At 53.4% G+C, this 22,198-nt stretch carries 20 protein-coding genes and 5 pseudogenes; 10 read left to right on the forward strand and 15 right to left on the reverse strand.

Going from position 1 to position 22,198, the window contains the following annotated elements; translation table 11 throughout:
* Nucleotides 1-67: 67 nt before the first annotated feature.
* The 9 genes and pseudogenes from H9L05_RS07950 to queA form a co-directional block, all read right to left on the reverse strand.
* The gene (locus H9L05_RS07950; RefSeq protein WP_187733708.1) at nt 68-742 is read right to left on the reverse strand and encodes a DUF4142 domain-containing protein; all 675 of its coding nucleotides are present in this window, start codon (nt 740-742) and stop codon (nt 68-70) included.
* Nucleotides 743-1,269: 527 nt separating this feature from the next.
* The gene (locus tag H9L05_RS07955; RefSeq protein ID WP_187733709.1) at nt 1,270-1,977 is read right to left on the reverse strand and encodes a DUF4142 domain-containing protein; all 708 of its coding nucleotides are present in this window, start codon (nt 1,975-1,977) and stop codon (nt 1,270-1,272) included.
* Between the two features lie 149 nt (nt 1,978-2,126).
* Nucleotides 2,127-2,366 (reverse strand): hypothetical protein, encoded by a 240-nt coding sequence (locus tag H9L05_RS07960; RefSeq protein WP_187733710.1) that lies wholly within the window; start codon nt 2,364-2,366, stop codon nt 2,127-2,129.
* Nucleotides 2,367-2,395: 29 nt separating this feature from the next.
* Complete coding sequence (locus H9L05_RS07965; protein WP_187733711.1) at nt 2,396-2,977, reverse strand: DUF4142 domain-containing protein; 582 nt, start codon at nt 2,975-2,977, stop codon at nt 2,396-2,398.
* Nucleotides 2,978-3,137: 160 nt separating this feature from the next.
* Entirely contained in the window at nt 3,138-3,746 is a 609-nt protein-coding gene (locus H9L05_RS07970) for a hypothetical protein (RefSeq protein ID WP_187733712.1), read from the reverse strand.
* A 246-nt stretch (nt 3,747-3,992) separates the two neighbouring features.
* A complete protein-coding gene (locus H9L05_RS07975) occupies nt 3,993-4,772 on the reverse strand; it encodes an enoyl-CoA hydratase-related protein (protein WP_187733713.1) in 780 nt (259 codons plus the stop codon).
* Nucleotides 4,773-4,891: 119 nt separating this feature from the next.
* Nucleotides 4,892-5,293, reverse strand: coding sequence for an IspD/TarI family cytidylyltransferase (locus H9L05_RS26020; RefSeq protein ID WP_317175183.1), 402 nt, complete (start codon nt 5,291-5,293; stop codon nt 4,892-4,894).
* Nucleotides 5,211-5,573 (reverse strand): 2-C-methyl-D-erythritol 4-phosphate cytidylyltransferase, encoded by a 363-nt coding sequence (locus H9L05_RS26025; protein WP_317175154.1) that lies wholly within the window; start codon nt 5,571-5,573, stop codon nt 5,211-5,213. The genes H9L05_RS26020 and H9L05_RS26025 overlap by 83 nt, the downstream gene beginning before the upstream one ends.
* A 129-nt stretch (nt 5,574-5,702) precedes the next feature.
* Nucleotides 5,703-6,751, reverse strand: a pseudogene (gene queA, locus H9L05_RS07985) (tRNA preQ1(34) S-adenosylmethionine ribosyltransferase-isomerase QueA).
* A 250-nt stretch (nt 6,752-7,001) separates the two neighbouring features.
* On the opposite strand from queA, the pseudogene H9L05_RS07990 reads away from it, so the two are divergent.
* The 3 genes and pseudogenes from H9L05_RS07990 to H9L05_RS08000 all read left to right on the forward strand — a co-directional run bounded on the left by H9L05_RS07990 (nt 7,002) and on the right by H9L05_RS08000 (nt 10,575).
* Nucleotides 7,002-8,266: pseudogene (locus tag H9L05_RS07990) on the forward strand (ABC transporter permease).
* A 198-nt stretch (nt 8,267-8,464) separates the two neighbouring features.
* Nucleotides 8,465-9,328: an LOG family protein gene (locus H9L05_RS07995; protein ID WP_187733714.1), complete on the forward strand. Its 864-nt coding sequence runs from the start codon at nt 8,465-8,467 to the stop codon at nt 9,326-9,328.
* A gap of 77 nt (nt 9,329-9,405) precedes the next feature.
* Nucleotides 9,406-10,575 (forward strand): lycopene cyclase family protein, encoded by a 1,170-nt coding sequence (locus H9L05_RS08000; RefSeq protein ID WP_187733715.1) that lies wholly within the window; start codon nt 9,406-9,408, stop codon nt 10,573-10,575.
* Between the two features lie 177 nt (nt 10,576-10,752).
* Here H9L05_RS08000 and H9L05_RS08005 read toward each other — a convergent pair whose 3' ends face one another.
* From H9L05_RS08005 to H9L05_RS08015, 3 genes are all read right to left on the reverse strand, one after another.
* Entirely contained in the window at nt 10,753-11,307 is a 555-nt protein-coding gene (locus tag H9L05_RS08005) for an ABC transporter ATP-binding protein (protein ID WP_262892654.1), read from the reverse strand.
* Between the two features lie 169 nt (nt 11,308-11,476).
* Entirely contained in the window at nt 11,477-11,698 is a 222-nt protein-coding gene (locus H9L05_RS08010; protein WP_019948259.1) for a DUF2795 domain-containing protein, read from the reverse strand.
* 141 nt (nt 11,699-11,839) lie between these two features.
* A complete protein-coding gene (locus tag H9L05_RS08015) occupies nt 11,840-13,144 on the reverse strand; it encodes a DUF349 domain-containing protein (protein WP_187733716.1) in 1,305 nt (434 codons plus the stop codon).
* Between the two features lie 459 nt (nt 13,145-13,603).
* On the opposite strand from H9L05_RS08015, the pseudogene ettA reads away from it, so the two are divergent.
* Nucleotides 13,604-15,264 (forward strand): annotated as a pseudogene (ettA, locus tag H9L05_RS08020) (energy-dependent translational throttle protein EttA).
* Between the two features lie 246 nt (nt 15,265-15,510).
* Here ettA and H9L05_RS08025 read toward each other — a convergent pair.
* Nucleotides 15,511-16,128 (reverse strand): helix-turn-helix transcriptional regulator, encoded by a 618-nt coding sequence (locus H9L05_RS08025; protein ID WP_223284810.1) that lies wholly within the window; start codon nt 16,126-16,128, stop codon nt 15,511-15,513.
* Between the two features lie 408 nt (nt 16,129-16,536).
* On the opposite strand from H9L05_RS08025, the gene H9L05_RS08030 reads away from it, so the two are divergent.
* The 3 genes and pseudogenes from H9L05_RS08030 (at nt 16,537) to H9L05_RS08040 (ending at nt 18,273) form a co-directional block, all read left to right on the forward strand.
* Nucleotides 16,537-16,896: a PAS domain-containing protein gene (locus H9L05_RS08030; protein ID WP_187733718.1), complete on the forward strand. Its 360-nt coding sequence runs from the start codon at nt 16,537-16,539 to the stop codon at nt 16,894-16,896.
* Nucleotides 16,897-17,003: 107 nt separating this feature from the next.
* Nucleotides 17,004-17,663: a sensor histidine kinase gene (locus tag H9L05_RS08035; RefSeq protein ID WP_187733719.1), complete on the forward strand. Its 660-nt coding sequence runs from the start codon at nt 17,004-17,006 to the stop codon at nt 17,661-17,663.
* 107 nt (nt 17,664-17,770) lie between these two features.
* Nucleotides 17,771-18,273, forward strand: a pseudogene (locus tag H9L05_RS08040) (phosphoheptose isomerase).
* A gap of 96 nt (nt 18,274-18,369) precedes the next feature.
* Here H9L05_RS08040 and H9L05_RS08045 read toward each other — a convergent pair.
* Together H9L05_RS08045 and H9L05_RS08050 are read right to left on the reverse strand one after the other, a co-directional pair.
* Nucleotides 18,370-18,813, reverse strand: coding sequence for a DUF2141 domain-containing protein (locus tag H9L05_RS08045; RefSeq protein WP_187733720.1), 444 nt, complete (start codon nt 18,811-18,813; stop codon nt 18,370-18,372).
* A 159-nt stretch (nt 18,814-18,972) separates the two neighbouring features.
* A pseudogene (locus H9L05_RS08050) lies at nt 18,973-20,174 on the reverse strand (acetate/propionate family kinase).
* Nucleotides 20,175-20,568: 394 nt separating this feature from the next.
* Here H9L05_RS08050 and H9L05_RS23380 point away from each other — a divergent pair.
* The 3 genes from H9L05_RS23380 (at nt 20,569) to H9L05_RS08065 (ending at nt 22,111) form a co-directional block, all read left to right on the forward strand.
* Nucleotides 20,569-21,030, forward strand: coding sequence for a hypothetical protein (locus H9L05_RS23380; protein ID WP_223284811.1), 462 nt, complete (start codon nt 20,569-20,571; stop codon nt 21,028-21,030).
* A gap of 387 nt (nt 21,031-21,417) precedes the next feature.
* On the forward strand, nt 21,418-21,717 hold the full coding sequence (locus H9L05_RS08060) for a hypothetical protein (RefSeq protein WP_187733721.1): 300 nt from the start codon (nt 21,418-21,420) through the stop codon (nt 21,715-21,717).
* Between the two features lie 10 nt (nt 21,718-21,727).
* A complete protein-coding gene (locus tag H9L05_RS08065) occupies nt 21,728-22,111 on the forward strand; it encodes a hypothetical protein (protein WP_223284812.1) in 384 nt (127 codons plus the stop codon).
* The last annotated feature ends 87 nt before the right edge of the window (nt 22,112-22,198 follow it).

Here is a 22,198-nt window from a genome sequence, read left to right on the forward strand (position 1 = left end):
AGCATGTGTCGTATAAAAAAAGCCCCCAGACTATTTCTGGGGCTTTTTTTATACGTAACGCTACGAGCTACATAGAAGCGCTGTTGGCGTGCTTAGCCGCGGTAGTTGCGTGCATTTGAATGACGGGCAGGTTTTTAACCGCAAAATCCTTCACCTTCGGCGCTCGGGCCATATCTATCTCGCCCTGAAACAGTTTAAGGGTCTGGCGATGGTCGATGAGCATTTGCCGCCAGTACTGCTGCTCGAATGCTGACCCCGTTAGGGCAGCTAACTCGTCGTACATAGCTTTGTGGGCAGGATCCATACCGGTAGGCAAATCGGCTTGCAGATTGGCAGCTAAAGGCTTTATCTCGGCGGCGATTTTTTGGTGGTCGGCAATCATGCGGTTCGCAAAGGCTTTGGCCTCGTTGCTTACCTCCTTCTGCAGCGCCAGTTGGCTTAACTGAATTTCATTATTGCCGCCTTCGTACACCAGTTTCAAAAACTCTGGATCCGACATAGAATAAGCTAGGGGCGCGGTACCAGCCGCTTCGGCAGCAGTTGCCCGTGTGGCCGTTTCGGGCATATTAACAGCGGGTTCGTTGTTGCCCTCAGTAGCCGCGTTCATGTAATTATCGCCGGCATTGCCACCGGTCTCTTCTGAATCGGTCGGCTCGTTGGTAATGGCGGTTTTCTCGTTGCTGCAAGCACCGGTAGTAAGGAGCATACCCACGCATAGCAGGCTTAATAAGTTACGTTTCATAACGACAGGTAGTAAAATGAAGACGCGTACTATTGCATTACTGCCATTATCTGTACGCTTATAAGAAGTGATAAATAGCAGTGGCGTAAACCCTTGCCTTCTTATAGTTTACGATTAGGTTAGTGAAGGGTTGGGAACTTCCCAGTATCTAAGGGTGCAATGTAGAGAGCATAAGCCATCACTTCAGGGGGATGAAACAGTAAATGATGTTGTCTCCAGTAGGAGTTAAGCCACGAAAGGCTAGGAGATTCCGCTGCCTCTTACTGGCTCGTTATTACAGCTAGGCGAAAGTTCTCAGCGGCCTTTTAATGCGACACCTCAGCTTGGGTAATGACAAAGAGCGGCGAGCCGTTGCGATGGGGCTTCAGCTTCATTGGGCTGCGTTACTGGTTTGGTTATCAGTAAGGGAAAACAAAACCCGCCTAATCTGACAGGTTAAGCAAGTAAAAGCTATCAATTGCTATACCTACAAAAAGCTAAAAAGCCCCCAGAAGACTCTGGGGGCTTTTTTAGTTGGTTTCAAACCTTTACATCTTCATGCCAGCGTGCTGCTTCGACATATCCAAGTGCTTCTGAATGACAGGCGTAGTCTTCGTAATAAAGCCTTGTAGTTCAGTGTCTTTGGTCATCTTAGCGTGCGCTTGCATCGTATTCAGCGTCTTCTGGTGGTCGGTTACCATCTGCTGGAGGAAGCGTTGTTCTAACTGCTTGCCTGATAGCTTCCGCATCTGATCCGCAATGGTTTTGTGCTCAGCGTCCATATCGGTAGGCAAAGTCACCTTCTTCTTCTGGGCCAGCGTTTTCAGATCCGCGGTCGACTTGGTATGGTCCGTAATCATCATGTTGGCGTGGTCTTTCGCCATACCCGTTACGCCTTTCTCCAGTACCAAGCGGCTCAGTTGAATCTCATTCTGGTCGCTGTGCGCGGCCGATTTCATGAACTCTGGGTCGTCTTTGTGCGGCGCCGTGGGGCCGTTAGGATCTGCGCTGTTGGCATTCATCCCGGCAGGAGCGGTGCCAGCAGCGGCTGCCGAACCGCCGGCAGTAGTGTCGGAAGGCATCGTAGCCGTGGCGCTGTCGCCATCAGTAGCGGCGTTCATGTAGTTGTCGCCTGCGTTGCCACCTGCCTCTTCTGAATCAGTCGGGGTGTCGGTGGTGGCGGTTTTTTCATTGCTGCAAGCGCTGGTAGCTAGCAGCATGCCTGCGCAAAAGAGACTCATGATTGTACGTTTCATAGCGGTAGTAAAAGGTGGAATGGTTGAGCTTGTATTGTGAAAAAATAGGTCTGCCGCCAACCGTCGAATAAGTAAGTCGGCGATTAGCGGCAGAAAACAGCTGAGCAGCTGCCCAGAGTCGTTAGTGTACGGGTCAGTTTATCAGAAGGTTAGTCATTGTCGGCCGCTTCCAAAGAGTCGGCATCGGCAGTAACGGTGGCTCCTTCTTCGTTGTCGATGACGGTAGCATCAGCCTGTACGCCACCTTGCTCGGCGGCTTCTTCCTGGCCAACTACGGCCTCGCCGGCCGTGCCATCGGTGCGGGTTTCAGTATTGCCGCAGCTGGTCAGCGACAAAGCAGCAAATAAGGCAAGAACAGAGAATAATCGGTGTTTTGGGAAATGAAACATGGGTTGGAATTCAGGTTAACAATGAAAAATTAAGGCAAGTCTTCTAGTTGGTCTTCCACGACGCCCACATCATCCAGATGTTGTTCAATCGTGGGCAAGAATTTGGCGGCAAATCCGCGAATGTCGCCGTCGTAAGCGTCCTTGCTCATATCCTCGAACGCATCTGCATCGCTTTTATGAGCCTCCAGCAGCATTTCCACATACCGTTTGTCGAACTGCGTGCCGGTCAGGGCGCTTAAGTCGGCATATTGTTTTTGCTGGTCGCTGCCAAGTCCGCTAGGCAGCATCAGGTTTTTTTGCTGCGCTAAGTTTCGGAGCGCCGTGCTCACCTGCCCATGCTGCTGAACCAAGCGCTGGGCTAAGTTGCGGACCGCAGGCGTAGCTGATTTTTGCTGGGCCAGCTTGCTCATCTCCAACTCCAGGAGCCCGCTGCTGGCCGCGTTTACCATAAAGTCCGCGTCGCGCTCCTGCCGCTCGGTCACGGCGGCTTCCTTAATGCGTTTTTCGTTCTGAAACCTGGCTTCCGCTACCGGATCTTTTTGGCTGGCATCGGGCGAGCAGGCCCCCATGACAACGCAGCATCCTAGGAGCAGAAAACGGGCAGAAGCCATAGCGCACAAACAGTTAGAGGAATTGAAAATAAGCTATTGCCTATACGGCAGCCTCAGCAGGTGGTTATCAGGGATAGCAGGAAGGCCGCGAAATGTAGAAGCTAGAGCGAGTCTGGGGGCTTTTTCCCAGGAAAAAGCCCCCCAGACTCGCTCTGTATATTTAGTGCTTGCTTCGGTAGCCAAACCCCACCAGCAGATGCAACGCCACATTTGGTACGGTAGCGGTGCCGCCATCTGCCAATGGCATCCGGGCCCACGCCGCCGTTAGCTTTGCTTCTGGCCGAAAAAACCAGTGATCTGCTACTCTCATTGGCGGGCCGGCAGCGGCCTGCAAACCAACCCCCGCAATGTGGTAGCCACCACCCAGCAAGCTGCGCACCGGATTGATGGATTTGCCGCGAACGCGCCCCTCCGGATGGCCAATCACCATTCCGACACCAATCCGAAAAACGCTTGACTGTTCCAGCAAAGGCATCGTCCGGCTTACAATGACCATGTTGTAGCCATGTGATACCTCGAAATGCTCTATCTCAGGGGGCGGATTCTGGAGGTACACCTTGTGGTGCACCAGCTCCGCGCTCCACTGCCGGTAGCCTAGTCTGTAGGCGTAGTATGGCGACCCGTGCCAGGGCCGTGTGCGGTAGCGCGCTCGAAAGCGAATAGCTTCCTCCCCGGGCTGCTCTATTCGAAGGATAGTTGGTAAGCTCCAGGCAGTACCGCCAAAAAACTCGGCCGTTAGTCCCTGCGCTTGCAGTGGAGGGCTGCACACGGCTAGCAAAAGAACGAAGACGCCTCGTGCCACTACCGACCTGCTAAGTGTCGTCTTCATCACAAGTTGCTGGACTGCTGCTGGACAATGGAGAGCTTCTTCCGCCAGCGATTCTACGTTCTCTTACGAGGCTTTGATATAGCTGAGCATCGCAAAGTCAACTTACAAAGCATCCAACAGAAAGCGCCACCCTGTAGCGAGGGTGGCGCTTTCTGTTAAACCAAAATTGCAGTTTGATAGCCTTTGCTAAGCCCCGCGAAACTGCGGTTTGCGCTTCTCCAGAAACGCCTGTACGCCCTCCCGATAATCATCTGACTCGCCCGCAATCTGCTGGCAGTAAGCTTCGTAGTCCAGCATTTCGTCCAGCGTCGAGGCACTGGCTTTATTCAGCATTTGCTTGATCAGGCCAATAGACTTGGTAGGCGCCGCCGCATACCGCGCCGCTAGTGCGTACGTAGCCTCATCGAGCTGCTCGGGCGCCACCACCTGGTTTACCAAACCTAGCCGCAGCGCTTCCTCGGCCGAAACTTTGGAGCCCAGCGTGCATAGCTCAAACGCCTTTAGCGTGCCCACCAGCCGTGGGAGAAAGTACGATGAGCCTGAGTCGGGCACCAGCCCGATATTGATAAATACCTCAATCAGAGAGGCGTCGGTGGAGGCAATCAGCGCATCGCAGGCCAGCGCCAGCGAGCAGCCCGCTCCGGCCGCGACTCCATTTAGCCGCCCGATGATAGGCTTCGGTAAGGCGCGCATAGCCCGAATGATAGGATTGTAGCGCTTATGCAAAGAGTCATAAAAAGACCGTTTCTCTTCCCCTTGCGCTGCCTTAAGGTCCTGGCCTGAGCAGAAAGCCCGTCCGGCGCCGGTGAGCACCACGGCCCGCACCGAGGCGTCGCGCGCTACCTGCTTTAGGGCATCCTGCAGTTCGTAGCTCTGCGGGTCGTTGAAGGCATTGAATACATCAGGCCGGTTAAAAGTAATCGTCGCAACACCGTCGCGTACATCGTAGAGCAAGCAGGTATACATAGGAATCAGTGAAAGGTAGAAAGCGGCTCCGAGTAGGTAGTCTTCGCGTCGCCTGGAGGGCAAATTACATGAGAAAGTTGGCGTTCTGACAACACCCGGGACTAAAGCGCTGCACCGTGCTACCGACTACGCAGAATGGCTTCTGCCAACAGCATGTCTTCCGGTGTCGTGATTTTGAGGTTGCGATAATCGCCTTCTACCAAGTGAATTGGATGCAGGTCTTCCACTACACTCGCATCATCAGTGAAAGTAGGCAGCTCTGGCAGCCGATAGGCCCGCCGTAGTAGCTCCAGATCAAAGCACTGCGGCGTCTGTACTAAGCGCAGCCGGGAGCGGTCAATAGCGTAAGAGCCTTCCTTGGAGAGGCCGCGCACCGAGTCTTTGGGCACCACAGCGGCTATGGCCGCGCCGTGCTCAGCCGCGGCCGCATACGTATTTTCAATAACTGCTGCCGATACCAGTGGTCGCACGCCATCGTGCACCGCTACAATGCCCTCCGTGTACGTAGCCAGGTGTTTCAGGCCATTTCTTACCGAAGCCCACCGAGAATGCCCCCGCCCACCACCGCGTGCGGAATTGCGACCTGATGCCGGGTACAGAGGTGGTGCCACGTATCGAACTGGTCGGGGGCAAAACCACCACAAATTGCTGCACACCCAAGCTGGTCTCGGCAAAGCGGCGTAGCGTATGCAGCAGCACCGGCTCGCCGAGCAACTCCAGAAACTGCTTCGGCTGACCTGCGCCCATGCGCGTGCCGCTGCCGCCAGCCACAAGTATAGCAAACCGATTGGGAGTCGACATAAGCAGAAGCTACGAGAGTGGAAGATGAGTATAAAGCGCAACAAAAAGCCCGGCCACCAAAGGTAACCGGGCAATGCGGAAGGCTCGCAACAAAGTCTTGCCTCCCACTTCTTTGTACTCACTTCTAGCTTACAGAATCAGCATCGCATCGCCGTAGCTGAAGAAACGATACTTCTCTTTGATGGCAACCTTGTACGCTTCCGCTAACAGATCGTAGCCAGCAAAGGCGGCTGTCATCATCATCAGCGTGCTTTCCGGCGTGTGGAAGTTGGTGAGCAGGGTATTCGCGATTTTGAACTCGTACGGCGGGAAAATGAACCGATCGGTCCAGCCCTGGTTGGCTTTCAAACGGTTGTGCGCCGATACCGATGACTCCAGCGCCCGCATGGTAGTAGTGCCCACGGAGCAAACGCGCTTTTTAGCGTCCAGCGCCTTATTCACAATAATGGCAGCCTCAGCAGGTACAATGAAATTCTCCGAGTCCATCTTGTGCTTGGTCAGGTCTTCCACATCCACCGGACGGAAAGTGCCCAAACCCACGTGCAGCGTGACGGCGGTAGTTTCTACACCCTTGATTTCCAGGCGCTTCAGTACCTCACGGGTAAAGTGCAGACCTGCCGAAGGGGCGGCCACAGCACCGATGTGCTTGGCGTAAATGGTCTGATAGCGCTCTTTGTCGGCCGGCTCAGCATCACGGGTAATCGCCTCGCGGGCAGGGGCGTTTCGCCTAAGTCGTGGAGGGCTTTATAAAATTCTTCATCAGGGCCATCAAACAAAAACTTGATGGTACGGCCCCGTGAGGTGGTGTTGTCGATAACTTCGGCCACCATGTCGCTTTCGCCGAAGTACAATTTGTTGCCCACCCGGATTTTACGGGCCGGATCAACCAGTACGTCCCACAGGTGGCTTTCTTTATTCAGCTCGCGCAGCAAAAACACTTCAATTTTTGCTCCTGTCTTTTCTTTATTGCCATATAGCCGTGCCGGAAACACTTTCGTGTCGTTCATCACGAATACATCACCGTCATTGAAATACTCAATGATGTCTTTAAAAATACGGTGCTCGATTTTGCCAGTATCGCGGTGTACTACCATCAGGCGCGACTCGTCGCGGTTTTTGGCCGGGTGCTGCGCCAGCAGGTTCTCGGGCAGGTCAAATTTAAACTCGGACAGTTTCATGGTCGGATATGGGCAATAGGGGGGAAGCTAACAAAAATTTCAGGGGGCAAAAGTACGTAGAATGGCCGGATTAATCGTTATTTTTCGCCCGGAATCAGCATAGAATGCTCAAATGAATGAACAGCTAACTAGTTGTAATAGTGGCAGGTTAAACTGCTAACTTGTTCCTTTACTGATAGCTGAACTACTGCCCAGTCGAAACTGTATTAGTTCAGTCAGCCAACCATTTAGCTACTTAACCTCCCACTCCATGCTCGCCTTGCGCCTGACACTGGAAAGCTTCCGCTTCGCGTGGCAAGCTCTCAAATCCAATTTGCTGCGCACCATTCTCTCATTGCTGGGCGTCACAGTCGGGATCTTTGCCATCATCGCCGTTTTTACCGTCGTCGATTCGCTGGAGTCGAATATCCGGCAGAGCATGGATTTTTTAGGTGAGAAAGTGGTTTACGTGGGCAAGTGGCCCTGGAAATTTGAGCCCAATCGGCCTTGGTGGAAATATTTTAACCGCCCCGTACCCACCCAGCGCGAATTCCGTGCTCTACAGCGTACGCTGAACCCCAATAGCCACATGGGCATGGCCATTATGGCTAATACCGGCGGCAATACGCTGAAGGCAGGTAATAACAGCCTCACGGACTGTAATTTGCAGGGGGTCAGCTATGAGTTTCAGCAGGTTTCAAAAGTACCCATCGCGGAAGGCCGCTACTTCACCTCCCAGGAAATTGACCTTGCTCGCAACGTAGCTATCATCGGGGCTGACATTGCTGAAAATCTTTTTGGCGGAGGTTCCGCCCTGGGGCGCGAATTCTCGGCTCGCGGGCGCAAATTCACCGTGATTGGGGTGATGAAGAAGGAGGGGAAAAAGCTGATTGATACTCCCAGTAATGACACCAACTGCCTGATTACCTTCGGAATGTTCAGTCAGATCTTTGCCGTCAACAATGGTAGCGGCATGGGCGGCGTGTCGCCTAACATTATTGTAAAGGGCCGCGAAGACGATCAGAACCTCGCTAATTTAGAATCAGAACTGCAGGGCGTAATGCGCAACGTGAGGGGCCTGAAACCCCGGGAGGAAGACAACTTCGCTCTGAATCGGCCCGAAATGTTCGGGGAGCTTATTTCCAAGCTGTTCTCTGTGATTGGGGTGGCTGGCGCCGTTATTGGCAGCTTCGCCATGCTGGTGGGGGCTTTGGTATTGCCAACATCATGTTTGTGTCGGTGAAGGAGCGCACCAACATTATTGGTATTCAGAAGTCGCTGGGGGCCAAAAATTACTTTATCCTGTTTCAGTTTCTGTTCGAAGCCATCTTTCTGTGCCTGATTGGCGGCGCGGCCGGCATTTTCCTGGTTTTTCTGATCACACTGATTCCGCAGGAATCGTTGCCTTTGTTTCTTTCGGCCAGCAACGTGACGCTAGGACTCACTGTATCGGTAGTTATCGGTATTCTGGCCGGTATTATTCCAGCCGTCCTGGCTTCCAACCTCGATCCGGTTATTGCCATCCGCTCGAAGTAAAACAAGCAGGGTAAGTAAGCTCCTTGTCTTGCACAACAGAGCCAAACCCTTATCTTGCACGCCCCGGTTTTAGGTGGAGGGCAATTGCGCGTTTTGGTCGCTAGGCTTCTGATTATCTTTCTTTTTCTTTAAAAACAGGCTCGCGGCACCGAAAGGTGCTTGCTAATTCCCATCAGCGGGCTCAAAAGTGCAGTATCTATGACTAAGCTTAAAAAAACCAGTCGGACCAAAATCCACGACGAAACCCTGAATGCAGGTAGCGGGCAGACGATCAGTCAGCCCAATGTGAACGACAACAAGGTGACTTCTATCAGCGAAATCCGGGAGCAAACCAGCGGGCAGCGCACCCTGCAGCTCGATGATGAGCAGCGCATCCGGCGCGCATTCGTAGACAAGGACTGGAACGAGATTAAGATTGCTGACTCCTGGCAGATCTTTAAGGTGATGGCCGAGTTCGTGGAAGGCTTCGAGAAAATGAGCAAAATCGGCCCTTGCGTGTCTATTTTTGGCTCGGCGCGCACCAAGCCAGATAATCCTTACTACCAAATGGCCGAGGAGATTGCGGCCAAGCTCGTACGCCACGGCTACGGCGTAATTACGGGCGGTGGCCCCGGCATTATGGAAGCCGGCAACAAAGGCGCGCGCTCTGAAGGAGGCCGTTCGGTAGGCCTCAACATTGAGCTGCCCTTCGAGCAGTTTCATAACATCTACATTGACCCCGATAAGATCATCAACTTCGACTACTTCTTCGTGCGTAAGGTGATGTTCGTGAAGTATGCGCAGGGCTTTATCGGTATGCCCGGCGGCTTCGGCACGCTGGACGAGCTGTTTGAGGCTATTACTCTTATTCAAACCAAGAAAATCGGGCGTTTCCCTATCGTGTTGGTAGGTACCAAGTACTGGCAGGGCATGTTCGACTGGATTCAGCAAGTGATGCTGGAAGATGAGCGCAATATCTCGCCCGAAGACATGAACCTAGTGCAGCTAGTGGATGATGCTGCTTCGGCTGTCAAAATCATTGATGACTTCTACTCCAAGTACCTGCTCTCGCCAAACTTCTAATACCAAAAACAAGCTCAGGTATTAAGCCGTTATTTGAACCGGCGACGGAATGCTTCCGTCGCCGGTTTTTTGTGTTTGTGCAAACTGATTTTGACTATTTGATAGTGGGTGGCGGGGCCGCCGGCCTGAGCCTAGCGTATGCGCTGGCACAGGAACCACGCCTGCGCGACAAGCGCGTGCTGCTCCTGGAACCAGCGGCCAAAGACCAGAACGACCGCACCTGGTCGTTCTGGGCCGATGCGCCGTCGCCGTTTGACAGCATTGTAGCGCACGAGTGGGCGCAGCTGGCTTTTCGCAGTCCGGGCTTCGAGCGGGTGTTTGCGCTTAGTCGCCACCGCTACAAGATGATTCGGGGCCTTGATTTCTACCAGTTTGTGCACGCGGCGCTGGCCGGCAATCCACAGGTTACGTTAGTGCGCGCCACGGTCGATAGCCTCGAAAATTTGCCCCCCAGCGGTGTGATAGCGCATACATCAGCTGGGAAGTTTACGGCCCGATATGGCTTTGATAGTCGTCCGCCGGTTATGGATAAGCAACCGGATAAGCACCGCTATCTGCTCCAGCATTTTGTGGGCTGGGAGGTAGAAACCGAGCAGGATGTATTCGACCCGAAAACCGTGGAATTCATGGACTTCCGGGGGCCACAGTACCACGAGCCGCGCTTTATGTATGTGCTGCCCTTCAGCCCGCGCCGGGCGCTGGTAGAGTACACGCTGTTTTCGGGCGAAGTGCTGCCCAAAGCTGCCTACGAAGCAGCTATGCACGCGTATTTGACCACCACGCTTGGCGTAAAGAGCTACCGCATAGAAGCAGAAGAGGTAGGCGCTATTCCCATGACCGATCATCCGCTGCCGGCTCGCTGGGGGGCAAATATTATCAATTTGGGAACGCGTGCCGGCCGCGCAAAGCCCAGCACCGGCTACGCTTTCAAGCGTATTCAGGCCCACACGGCCCGGCTGGTAGAGGCGCTGGCTACCACCGGCGCGCCGCCGCCCGATCCAACCAGCGACCGGTGGCAATTTCGCCTCTTCGATACCTTGCTGCTCGATATCATGCAGCGCCGCGGCGAAACTACCCGCGACATTTTCACTGAGCTATTCCAGCATAACCCAGTGGAGCGCATCTTCGATTTTCTGGATGAGCGCACTACCTGGGTCGAGAACTTTCAGGTGATGAACTCGGTGACGCCGTGGCCATTTATGCGCTCTATCGGGCAGGTGCTGTGCGGCAAGCCGGGGCGGCGGTAAGGTAAAATGGTGAGGTAGTGAAATAGTGAGTTTGTTGTTATAACCACGCAGATTGAACAACAAACTCACTATTTCACTACCTCACCGCCAAGCTTTCTTCGCTTTCCAGATACGCTTTTGCCCCCTGCACGCTCTCAGGAGTCAATACTTCCAATTCTGGCTTCGGAAGCGACAGATTCAGCAGGTAGCCACGCATGGGGGCAAATTATCGAGGTCGTGGGTGATGCAGAGCACGGTTTTGCCAGTTTCGAGCACCCAGCTTTGCAGCAGATCGAATACGCGGCGGCGGTAGTACACATCGAGTTGTTGGGTGGGCTCGTCGAGGAGGTAGAGCTGAGCGTCTTGCAGGGCCAGCTGAGCCAGCCACACCAGCTGCTGCTCACCCCCGGATAGCAAAGTAAAGTCGCGGTGGGCGAGGTGAGGGGCGCCCACGCGGGCCAACGCCTCATCGGCTTGGGCGTAATCGTGGGGGCCGTAGGCGCTCAGGAAGCGCTGATGGCGGAAGCGGCCCATTACCACCAATTCGCGCACCTCAATGGGGAAGCTGACGGTATTGCGCTGGGGCAGATGAGCCAGCAGGCCGCTGGCAGCTGGCTGGCGCTCCGTGCGGAGGTCGTGGCCAAAAACCTGCACGCTGCCCTGGTAGGGAATTCGGCCGGTAAGAGCCCGAAATAAGGTGCTTTTGCCGCAGCCGTTATGCCCCACAATGGCTACAAAAGCCGGTGCCGGCACGCACAAAAAAAGGTTGCGGAGCAGAACACGCTGTTCATACCCCGCAACCAGATTCTCTATTAGTAAAGGAGTTAGGAGCTGAGAGCCAGGAGCCAGGAGCGATGGACTGACGAATAAATCCTTCATCAACGACATTCTATCTCCTGACTCCTAGCTTCTCGCTCCGCTCTTAGTACTCGTCTTCGTTGAACATGAAGTCTTCCTTGGTCGGATAATCCGGCCAAACTTCTTCGATGTTCTCGTAGGGTTGGCCGTCATCTTCCAGTGCCTGCAGGTTTTCCACCACTTCCATCGGGGCACCCGAGCGGATGGAATAATCAATCAGTTCATCCTTGGTGGCGGGCCAGGGGGCATCTTCCAGGTAGGAAGCAAGTTCCAGAGTCCAATACATAATGGTGTGCTACAAAAAAAGTGGGCAAATGTAAAGTTGTGATACGCCGATGAGCAAAAACCCGGCCGGCTGAAAACGCCTGCCAAAGCGGCGCAACGGCGTTTGCTTCCCGACAACGTAAAAAGCGCTGTAAGGTTCAGCCTAAGCAGGTAAGCGCTGGCGCAACAGCTCGATAAGATCGGTTTTTGTGCGGATTTTTCGCTCGAATCCCCGGATTTTTCCTTCCAGCATATTGCGGAAAGTTTCGTTGCCGGGTGAGTCGCTGAGCTTGCCCAGGTTTTCCACAAGTACTTCCTGCTCCTGCTTGTCGTACTTAATGAAGTCGCGGAGGGCCTGCACGCGGGCGTTTATTTTGTCTTCGGGCGAACCGGTTTCTGGGGTATTCGGCTGACGCTTGCGGATGAAGTGCTCCAAGGCGCTCATTTCAAATACTTTGTCGCAGGCCATGATGAACTGCTCCCACACCCGGTCCGATTCTTCGCCGCGCACGGGGCCCACCTTTTTCCAGGCCGCCTGTAGCTCCTTGGCGCGCGCCACGGCCGCCGACATCGGCTGATTGAGCAGGGCTTCAGCTTCAGCAACCAGGGCACGCTTGCGGCTCAGGTTGTCGTCCATGTAGCCGTCTTTGGCATCCACCCGCTTCGTGCTGATGTGCTCTTTCAGGCGGTCGAAAAAGTGGTTGTGAGCAGCCCGGAAGCGCGTCCACAATTCATTGGCTTGCTTGCGGGGCAAAGAGCCGCCCACCTCTTTCCAGTCTTGCTGCAGTTGCTTGAGTTGGCGAGTTGTCTCTTCGTAGTCTTCCGAGTTTTGGATGGCTTCCGACTTGCGGATCAGGTCGCGGTACTTGTCCACCACCCGATTCGACATAGCCTTTTTATCGGCCAGGAACTCTTTTTTGCGTACGAAAAACTGATCCACGGCTTCGCGGAAACGGTTTTCCAGCTCTTCGGTGAGGTGCTTCTCTACGGGGCCGGTTTTAATCCAGGCCTGTCGCAGTTCCTGGAGCTTTTCGCCGGCCGTCTGCCAGTCGATGCTGTCGCGCAGGGCCTCAGCCTCTTGAATCAGCGTAATCTTGGTGTTCAGATTCTTCTCGCGGTTGCGAGCTACTGTTACTTTAATGCCTTCTTCAGCTTCGGTGAGGCGGTGGTGCAGGGCCTCAAAATCGCCCAGAGCATCGTAGGAGGCCATTTGCTCCTTCAGGTGCAGGGCCTTCATCAGAAACGAGCCCTTGTTCTCCGATTCTTCAATCTTAGCCAATAAGTCTTCTACCTTGGCCCGAAAGCTTTCGAAGCGCTGAGCAAAGTACTGAAGCGAGGCCTCCTCGGATTCCTTAACCTGCCCAACCCGGCGGGCTGGCAAATCCATAAACGAGCGTAGCCACACTTGGTCGCCTTCGACGTAGCCGTAGCGCCGGGCTTCGGCTAGCAGGTGATCTTGTGGTTCCATACTAATGATAATAATAACGCGAAAGCGGCTAGGTGGTGGGATCGGAAGGGTAAAGAAACGGTATTAGCTGACTACAAGTTTACGGGATGGAAAGCATATTCGCTGCCTGTGAAACCCGGGGTTTAAACGGCGGAAACTTAGGGCAGGCTGCCTACCTTTGGCCGGTTCGCCGAGTTAGCCAGGGTTATCTGAACCGAACGTAAGCCAACGCCGCAAGGTTAGGCCATGGGCCGGTAACCAAGCTGAAACAGACGAATTGATCTAAGAGCTTATCTAGCAGAACGTCATGCAGCGCAGCGCGAAGCATCTCGCGTGTTTAGTAGCATTAGTAACCTCACATCAGCACGCGAGATGCTTCGCGCTGCGCTGCATGACATCCGTTTTTACACGAAATCTGACTGCCCAAGCCGGTTGGTTTGTTGCCTGAAAACTTTTAAAAAAGCCCCCAATCCCATTTCTATGAGCGAAACGATCATCTTTTCCATGGCCGGCGTGAGCAAAGTGTATCCGCCCCAGAAACAGGTTCTCAAGAACATTTACCTCTCGTTTTTCTACGGCGCCAAAATTGGGGTGCTGGGTTTGAACGGCTCGGGCAAGTCGTCGCTGCTGAAAGTAATAGCCGGCGTCGATAAGCAGATTCAGGGCGAAGTAGTGTGGTCGCCGGGCTACTCGGTGGGCTATCTGGAGCAGGAGCCCCAGCTCGACCCCACCAAAACAGTGATGGAAGTGGTGCAGGAAGGTGCGGCCGAAACCGTAGCGCTGCTCAAAGAATTCGACGAAATAAACGAGGCTTTCGGAGCCGAAGATGCCGACTTTGATAAGCTGCTGGAGCGCCAGGGTGCCGTGCAGGAGCGGCTGGACCAACTCGACGCCTGGAACCTGGACAGCAAGCTGGAGCGCGCCATGGACGCCCTGCGCACCCCCGACGGCGACGCCATTGTAGGCAACCTCTCGGGGGCGAAAAGCGCCGCGTGGCTCTGTGTCGCTTGCTGTTGCAAGAGCCCGATGTGCTGCTGCTCGACGAGCCCACCAACCACCTTGACGCCGAAAGCGTGCTGTGGCTGGAGCAGCACTTGCAGCAGTACAAAGGCACCGTCATTGCCGTAACCCACGACCGCTACTTCCTCGACAACGTGGCCGGCTGGATTCTGGAGCTGGACCGCGGCGAAGGTATTCCGTGGAAAGGCAACTACTCTTCGTGGCTGGAGCAGAAGTCGAACCGCCTGGCTCAGGAAGAAAAAACCGAGAGTAAGCGCCAAAAAACCTTGCAGCGCGAGCTGGAATGGGTGCGTATGTCGCCCAAAGCCCGGCAGGCCAAAAGCAAGGCCCGCGTGGCCGGCTACGATAAGCTGGTGAGCGCCGACGTGAAGGAAAAGGAGCAGAAGCTGGAACTGTTCATTCCCGACGGGCCGCGCCTCGGCGGGCAGGTAATTGAAGCCCACAACATTTCCAAAGCTTTCGGTGACAAGCTGTTATTCGAAAACCTGAGCTTCTCTTTGCCGCAAGGCGGCATCGTGGGCATCATCGGGCCGAACGGCGCGGGCAAGTCTACGTTGTTTCGCCTCATCACCAACCAACTGGAAGCCGATGCCGGCACCTTCGAGGTTGGCCCCACGGTACAGACGGCCTACGTCGATCAGCAGCACGAAACGTTGGAGCCCAACAAGTCGGTGTTCGAAACAATTTCGGGCGGCACCGAAACCATGCTGCTGGCAGGGCGCCCTGTGAATGCCCGTGCCTACGTGAGCAACTTCAACTTCCGCGGCGGCGACCAGGAAAAGAAAGTCGGCAGCCTCTCGGGCGGGGAGCGCAACCGCGTGCATCTGGCTACTACGCTGAAGCAGGGGGCAAATTTGCTCCTGCTCGATGAGCCCACCAACGACCTGGACGTGAACGCCATCCGGGCTTTGGAAGACGCCCTGGAGAACTTCGCCGGCTGCGCCGTTATCATCAGCCACGACCGCTGGTTCCTGGACCGCCTGGCTACGCACATTCTGGCTTTTGAGGGCAATTCGGAAGTGGTCTGGTTTGAGGGCAACTTCTCGGATTATGAGGAAGCCAAAAAGAAGCGCCTGGGTGATGTAGAGCCGAAACGCGTGCGGTATAAGAAGCTGGGGTAGATTGTTGCCATACTACGTTTCACAAAGAAGCCTTCGCTGCGGATGCAGCGAAGGCTTCTTTATATTTAGAGCGTGTTGGGGAATTGTCATGCTTCGGTAAGCGGACGCCGGATCAAGCATGACGGATTCGACGTCCGCTTACCGAAGCATGACAATTCCCCAACACGCTCTTAGCGCTCAGCCACCTTTTACTTCCTGATGACTACACATCAGCTTACCCAGGCGCTACATTATTTACACCGAGCTCTACGCCGCCACCCAGCCCTCCCGCATGGCCTGCACTACTAGACCCACCAGCGTTTTGGCTCCCGTTTTTTGCAGTAAGGCCCGGCGGTGGCTTTCCACGGTGCGCACGCTCAGAAACAGGCGGTCGGCAATTTCCTGGTTGCAGCAGTCGGCTATTACCAGGCGCAGCACCTCCAGCTCGCGGCGGCTAAATGGCGTGGGCGGCTCCACGCGGCGCCTGGTGGGTGTAGGATAGTGGCTGGAAGCGTCTGGGGGGCAAAGTAAGCCACTCACGCACTGGATTACTTCCGTGGGTGAGGCGTGGCGGGAAAGCAAAGGGTAGCCGGTCTGGGCTAGGCAGTGACGCACGGCGAGAGGTTGGTGCCGACCCGTAAGAACCAGCAGCTGCGGGCACAAACCGTGCGTGCGCAACTGCTGTAACTGGGGCAGCAAGCAGGAGGAGATAGTGGCATCAGCAATGACGAGCGCAAACCTCTGCTGAGTCAGGAGCACCAGAAGTTGGTCGGGGCCGGGGAGCACGCGAATAACCACCGTCGGCCATGTTTCGCGCAGTATCGCAACAAGGCCCAGGCGGTGCAGCGAGGGTGGGGCAGCAACTAATACATCCCCTGCGGGCATAGTCATATAAATTGTTAGGTCAACTCATGGATAAAAATGAAATGGTGTAGCAAAAGGTGGATAGGTAGTAGCGCGGGTATTCGAAGTATATAAGTAGCTGAATGTATAGAGCTTATAGGAAAAAGTCAAGTTTTTTATATTGAAAAAGGTAAAATTCATATCGGAATGATTAAATTATAAGCAGCTGTCTTTGATACCTTAATCCAGGATAAAAGCGTAAGCAACGCCAGTTATGTAACCCGCTTGCGCTTCGTTTTTGCCCCCCAGCGCCTTATAAGGGTGCGGTAGCGTACTTTTAGCCCTGCACTTCGCAAGTCTTTCCTTCTGGCTGGCTTCGGCCGCTCTCATCACGAGCAACATCCAAAGAGACGACCGCCGTATAAATCAGCACCACGAACTTCTCCTGCTATGTCTCCAATGCTTGATCCTGCGCCGTTTTTTCAAGATTTCGTGGAGAATCTGAGCCAGGTCTTCTTCGTGTATGACCCGGATGCTCACGAGGTTGTATTTGTGAATGCGGCCTACGAGCACCTAATGGGCGGCAACCGTAAGCAGGTGAACCAGGAGTTGCCCCAGCTGATTGCGCGCCTGCACCCCGACGACCGCCCTTACTTAGCTAATTGCTGGCGGCGTTGGCAGCGCGGCCGGCTGGAAGAAAAGGAAATTGAGTTCCGCCTACTAGATCCCGATGGCGCGGAGCAATGGTTGCAGTTGAAACCTTACCGCCAGCAAACCGGGACTGAGCAGGAGTTGCTGGGGGCTTTTTAGATGTAATTACCAGCCAGAAAGAGTATATAGCCAACGCTGATAAGTTCAACGCCAAGAAGAACGCCACCCTCGAAATCCTCTCTCACGACCTGGCGGGGCCTTTTATTATGCTACAGCAGCTGGCCGAATACATGGGGGAGCAAGTTAGCTCCTTGCAGAATGAGAGCCTCAATGAGATGATCCGCATCATGCAGACCACCTGCAAGGATAGCGTTGACCTCATCCGCGACTTCGTGGACCAGGAGTTTCTAGATTCAGCCAACGTGGAACTGAAAACGGAGCGCGTTGATATGGTGGAGCGCGTGCAGCAAATGATGAATAGCTACCAGCAAGCGGAGTCGCTGGTGGATAAGCACTTCCAGCTAATTGTCCCCCAGGAGCCCATTTATATAAGCCTGGACGTCAATAAGTTTATGCAGGTGCTCAATAACTTAATGTCGAACGCCGTCAAGTTTACGCCCGATGGTGGCCATATTACCCTAACGGTGGCACAGGAGCCCACCACCGTACGCTTCACCGTAGCCGACGACGGTATCGGCATACCAAAGGCCTTGCAGGCCGGCTTGTTTGATCGTTTTACTAAAGCCCGGCGGCCCGGCCTGCGTGGCGAAAAAACCACGGGTCTGGGGATGTCTATCATCAAAACCATTGTGGGGCTGCACCAGGGCCACATCTGGTTTGAAAGCGAAGAAGGCAAGGGCAGCACTTTCTACATAGATATTCCGCTGGATCTGGCCTCAAATCCTGATGGGCGGCAAAAGGCCTGAAGGGTAGGGCGGCCGCGAAGTTGAGTAAGTGACTAGTGAAGGGTAAGCGGTATATTATTTGAAGGCAGACACACGTTCCGTATTCTTGACTCTTACATATTTCTCCAATGCATACAGATTCGCAAAAGCAGACCTTGTTTCAGAAGACCGAGCAACAGCTTCAGGCCCAGGGCTTTACCATCGATAAGCAAGACCAGTCGCGCCCGTGGGGGGCTTTTTTGTTATTAATGAAGATCAGGCCCAGCCCTTTGCCGATGCTTATTTTGATGGAATGGCCGTAGAAGACCTGCGCATTTCGGGCAAGCTGAGCCCCAAGATTCTGATTGTAGCGCCCCAGAAGCGGCTGTCGTGGCAATACCACCGCCGCCGCGCCGAGGTCTGGAAAGTGCTGCAAGGCCCCGTAGGTGTCGTGACGAGCGCCACCGATGAGGAAGGCGAAGTGAAAACTTACGCCGTGGGCCAGCTGATTACCCTAAAGCAAGGCGAGCGTCATCGGTTAGTCGGCCTCGACGACTGGGGCGTACTGGCCGAAATCTGGCAGCACACCGACGCCACCCAACCCTCCGATGAAGACGACATTGTGCGCGTGCAGGATGATTTTGGCCGCTAATCAGGAGGCTGAACTTTAAACTTGCATCTACATAAAAGAGGCCGGCCCCACGTTGATTTGTCAGCGTGGGGCCGGCCTTTTTGTGAGATCAAGCTGTTATTTTTTCATTGAAATGGTCACGACTTTGGCGCCATTCACTTTGAACTTACACTCGTCGAACTCGGGAGCCCTCATCGTAGGCCACACGTTATTTGAGAAGGCATACGGCTCGGTGGGAATACCCAGAAAGTTGCGGTCTACCAGGTCGTTCTCGTTCATGTCTTGGGTAAGGGCTACAGCCCATTCGCCATTAGGCAGGTCGATGGGCAGCGTAATTTGTTTGCTGCCAGCGGGTTTCACATACTTAAGCATCGTGTAGTTACCCCGCTTCAGAAAATTCTCCTTCACGTTGTAGAAGTACAGCTTTAGCGTCGCCTTGGTAGAAGGCAGGTCGGTCACGACTACACTTACCGGGGAAGTGCCTGCAGAAGCAGTCGCGCCGAGCGGAGCCGCTGACAATGTAGTTCCAAACGCAAGTAGCGCGACTTCAAAAAACATCATAAGCTTAGTGTAAGAGCAAAGAACAGTCAACAAAAAGAATACACGGTTCTACCCCAGTGTGATACCGCCTCAAACAGATTTGCTAAGGCTGGCCGGCTTCCAGGCATTGGGCATACAGGCCACAGCGCCAATAAGTTTCCTATTGAGTCGCGCACTGATTTATACTGACTGTAATAAAGCAACGCATTGCCGGGCAATGGCTAGCTCCTCATTGGTGGGCACCACCAGAATCTTCACCCGCGCTTCCGCCTGGTTTATTTCGCGTAACTCCTTGGCCCGTTTCTCATTGCGGGCTTCGTCGAGGTGAAGGCCCAGGAACTCCAGGTTTCGGCAGACCAGGGCGCGAATCAAGGCGTCGTTTTCGCCCACGCCCGCCGTGAATACTACAGCGTCGAGACCGTTAAGCACGGCAGCGTACGCCCCGATATACTTCTGAATGCGGTAAGCATAAAGATCGTAGGCCAAGGCGGCGGCGGGGTCGCCGGCCAGCAGGGCCTTGGTAATGTCGCGCATGTCGCTGAAGCCAGTGAGGCCCAGCATACCGCTGTTTTTGTTGAGCAGATTTTGCACCTGCGCCGGCTCGTAGCCCCGCTCATTAATCAGGTGGAAAATAATCGACGGATCAAGGTCGCCGGAGCGCGTACCCATCACCAGGCCACTAAGCGGCCCAAAACCCATGCTGGTATCCACCGATTTGCCCCCAGCACGGCTGCCATGCTACAGCCATTGCCCAGGTGAATGGTAATGATTTTGGCCGCCGGGTTGCCCAGGTAAGCGGCCGCCTGAGCGGCCACATACTGATGGCTGGTGCCATGAAAACCGTAGGCCCGAATGCCGAACTCGGTATAGAAAGAAGCAGGCAGCGCGTAACGAAAGGCTCTGGGGGGCAAAGTTTGATGGAAAGCCGTATCAAACACCGCTACTTGCCGGGCCTGAGGAAACAGGTTTTCGGCCACCTCAATACCCAGATAGTTGGCCGGATTGTGCAGAGGGGCCAGGGAAAACAGCCGCTTGATTTCGGCCTTCACCGCCGGGGTAATGAGCGCTGTAGCGGCGAAAGCCTCGCCACCGTGCACCACCCGATGCCCGACTACCTCAATCTCCCGCGGATCATGGAGTACGCCTTCGGTCGGGTCGGTGAGCAGCCCCACCACTTCCCGCAATCCAGCCTCGTGGTCGGGCAGGGGCAGGCTGCGCCGAATAACCGGCCCGGCGTCGCTGGTGAAAACGTTGTGGGTGATACTGGCCTCAGGCAGGCCGATGCGCTCCACGAGGCCGCTACACACGGGCTGCTCAGCGGGCCAGCGGAAGAGCTGATACTTAATAGAGCTGCTGCCGGAATTGATAACGAATAAGTACATAGAAGTCGCTTACGTACCGGCCCCCACTTCTAGTTTACTTGAGTTGAATTCCCGGAGTTCATCGCCCAAACAAACCCAAGCCGGTGGACTTGCCCCAGCGCTCATTCATCTGTCATCCACGACTAGCCCAGCCTAGCACTAACTGCCGGCTCTAAACGGATAGAGGGCTGGGATTGAAGAATTTGCCCAACCCAAAAATAAAATTGCGGTTTTGTTTGCTAACTTTGAAAAACAAAGTACTTTTGAATTGCCCTTCGATGAAAGCCCCTAGCCATCATCGCCGCTTGAGGGAGGTCTGTATAGGTCGGCCGGAGTTAGGCTCAGCCAAGCACACTGCCCAAAGGTGGATTTAGCTTAAATACGTTGTGATCTGAAGCGCTTTTAATTCAACGACATGAGTATTGCTACCACACTTGACCGGCTTCATGCGAGGGTAAGACAAAATAAATGGCTCCGGGATTTCACCGTTTTTACCCGAATAGTGCTTGCTATGGGTTTTTTGCCTTCGGGCTATGTTAAAATTGTAGGTGAGCAGTTTACTGATTTACCCATTTGTCACCCGATGGGGCATTATCTGGAGGCTTTTCACCGGACCGGATTTTACTACACTTTCGTGGGTGTAGTGCAGGTAATCGCCGCTTGTTTGCTGCTGATTCCACGTACGGCGACCCTCGGTGCAATGCTTTATTTCCCCATTATATTAAACATATTTATTTTAACCCTTGCAGTGCGATTTGTTGGATCATGGGTTACGGCGCCTTTAATGGTGCTGGCTAATTTATACCTTCTTTGCTGGGACTATGATAAATTAAAATTTATTCTGCCATTTAATAAACAAACGGATTTAGTAAGCTAAAATTTTTAAACTTAAAAGGCGCGTTCGTTTAAAGAAAGCGGAATGAAAAGTTTGCTGGTGCTCTTAATTACTATGCTATTCGTTATATCTGCCTGCGAAATTATGCCTAGTAATAGTTTACTAGATTGCAGAAAGCAATGTAAGGACAGCAAAAAAGCTAAAGCCTGCTACGAGTTCTGCGATTGTATTCATCAAAATTGTCAGCCACTAGATAGCTGCTTGGCTGAATACGATAAGGCTTCAGAAGATACTATAAGAACACCTTAAAGCGCATTCCTGCCTTCAAAGTATTGAAATTTTAGTCTTCGGTCAGGTAGCTGATATCAATTTTAAACGGTAAAACGCCTTTTCAAAACATTTTTATCTCATCTTAAAAAGAAAATGGTCATGGATAACACTTCAAATGCTTCGTTTACTATTTCGAGCTTAGTCGGCTGGCTATTTGGCCTGCTCGCCTTACTCATTGGCGTAGTGAATACGTTTTGGGGCAATGACCCCGGCTTCGGTATTTTTATTATTGTGCTGTCTCTTGCTTTCTTTCCTCCAGTAAATTCTTTTATCAAGGAAAAAACTGGATTCTCTATTCCCAGAATAGTAAAGTGGCTCCTGGGCTTCTTTATTCTCTGGGCATCGCTAGGTGTTGGGGAGTTGTTCGATAAGATTGACCTGATGATGGCATCTTTCTAATCCTTCAGCAATGCCTTTGCGGCAAATGCAGAGAATTGAAAATAAATTGTTTAAACCCTTTATTTGGCTGTTTGTCGAAGCATCCACAAAGACCATGAAAGAAAATGCAATGCAAAGGAGGCTCACCCCTTCAAGTGTAATCGGTTGGGTGTTCGGTATAGTTGTTTTTGCTATTGGCGTAGCGAATGTGTTCTTAGTGCACCCAGTTCCGGGGATAGTTTACCTGTTCCTCTCCTTAATCTATTTTCCTCCTGCAAATGCGTTGCTCAAGGAAAAAACTGGGTTTTATATTCCCAGGATTGTAAAAATAATTTTAGGTATAATTATTATTCAATTCACGTTAGGCGTGAGTGATCTTGGAGATATGATTGATGATGTATTTATTAATAAATAAAATTATGCCTTGTCCTTAATTTAATGTATTGTAAGTGTATTGCTTTTAATTTCGATGATTTTAAATAGAATTAATTTCGATGTTAAC

The organism is Hymenobacter qilianensis, from assembly GCF_014489555.1.
Classification (GTDB): Bacteria; Bacteroidota; Bacteroidia; order Cytophagales; family Hymenobacteraceae; genus Hymenobacter; species Hymenobacter qilianensis.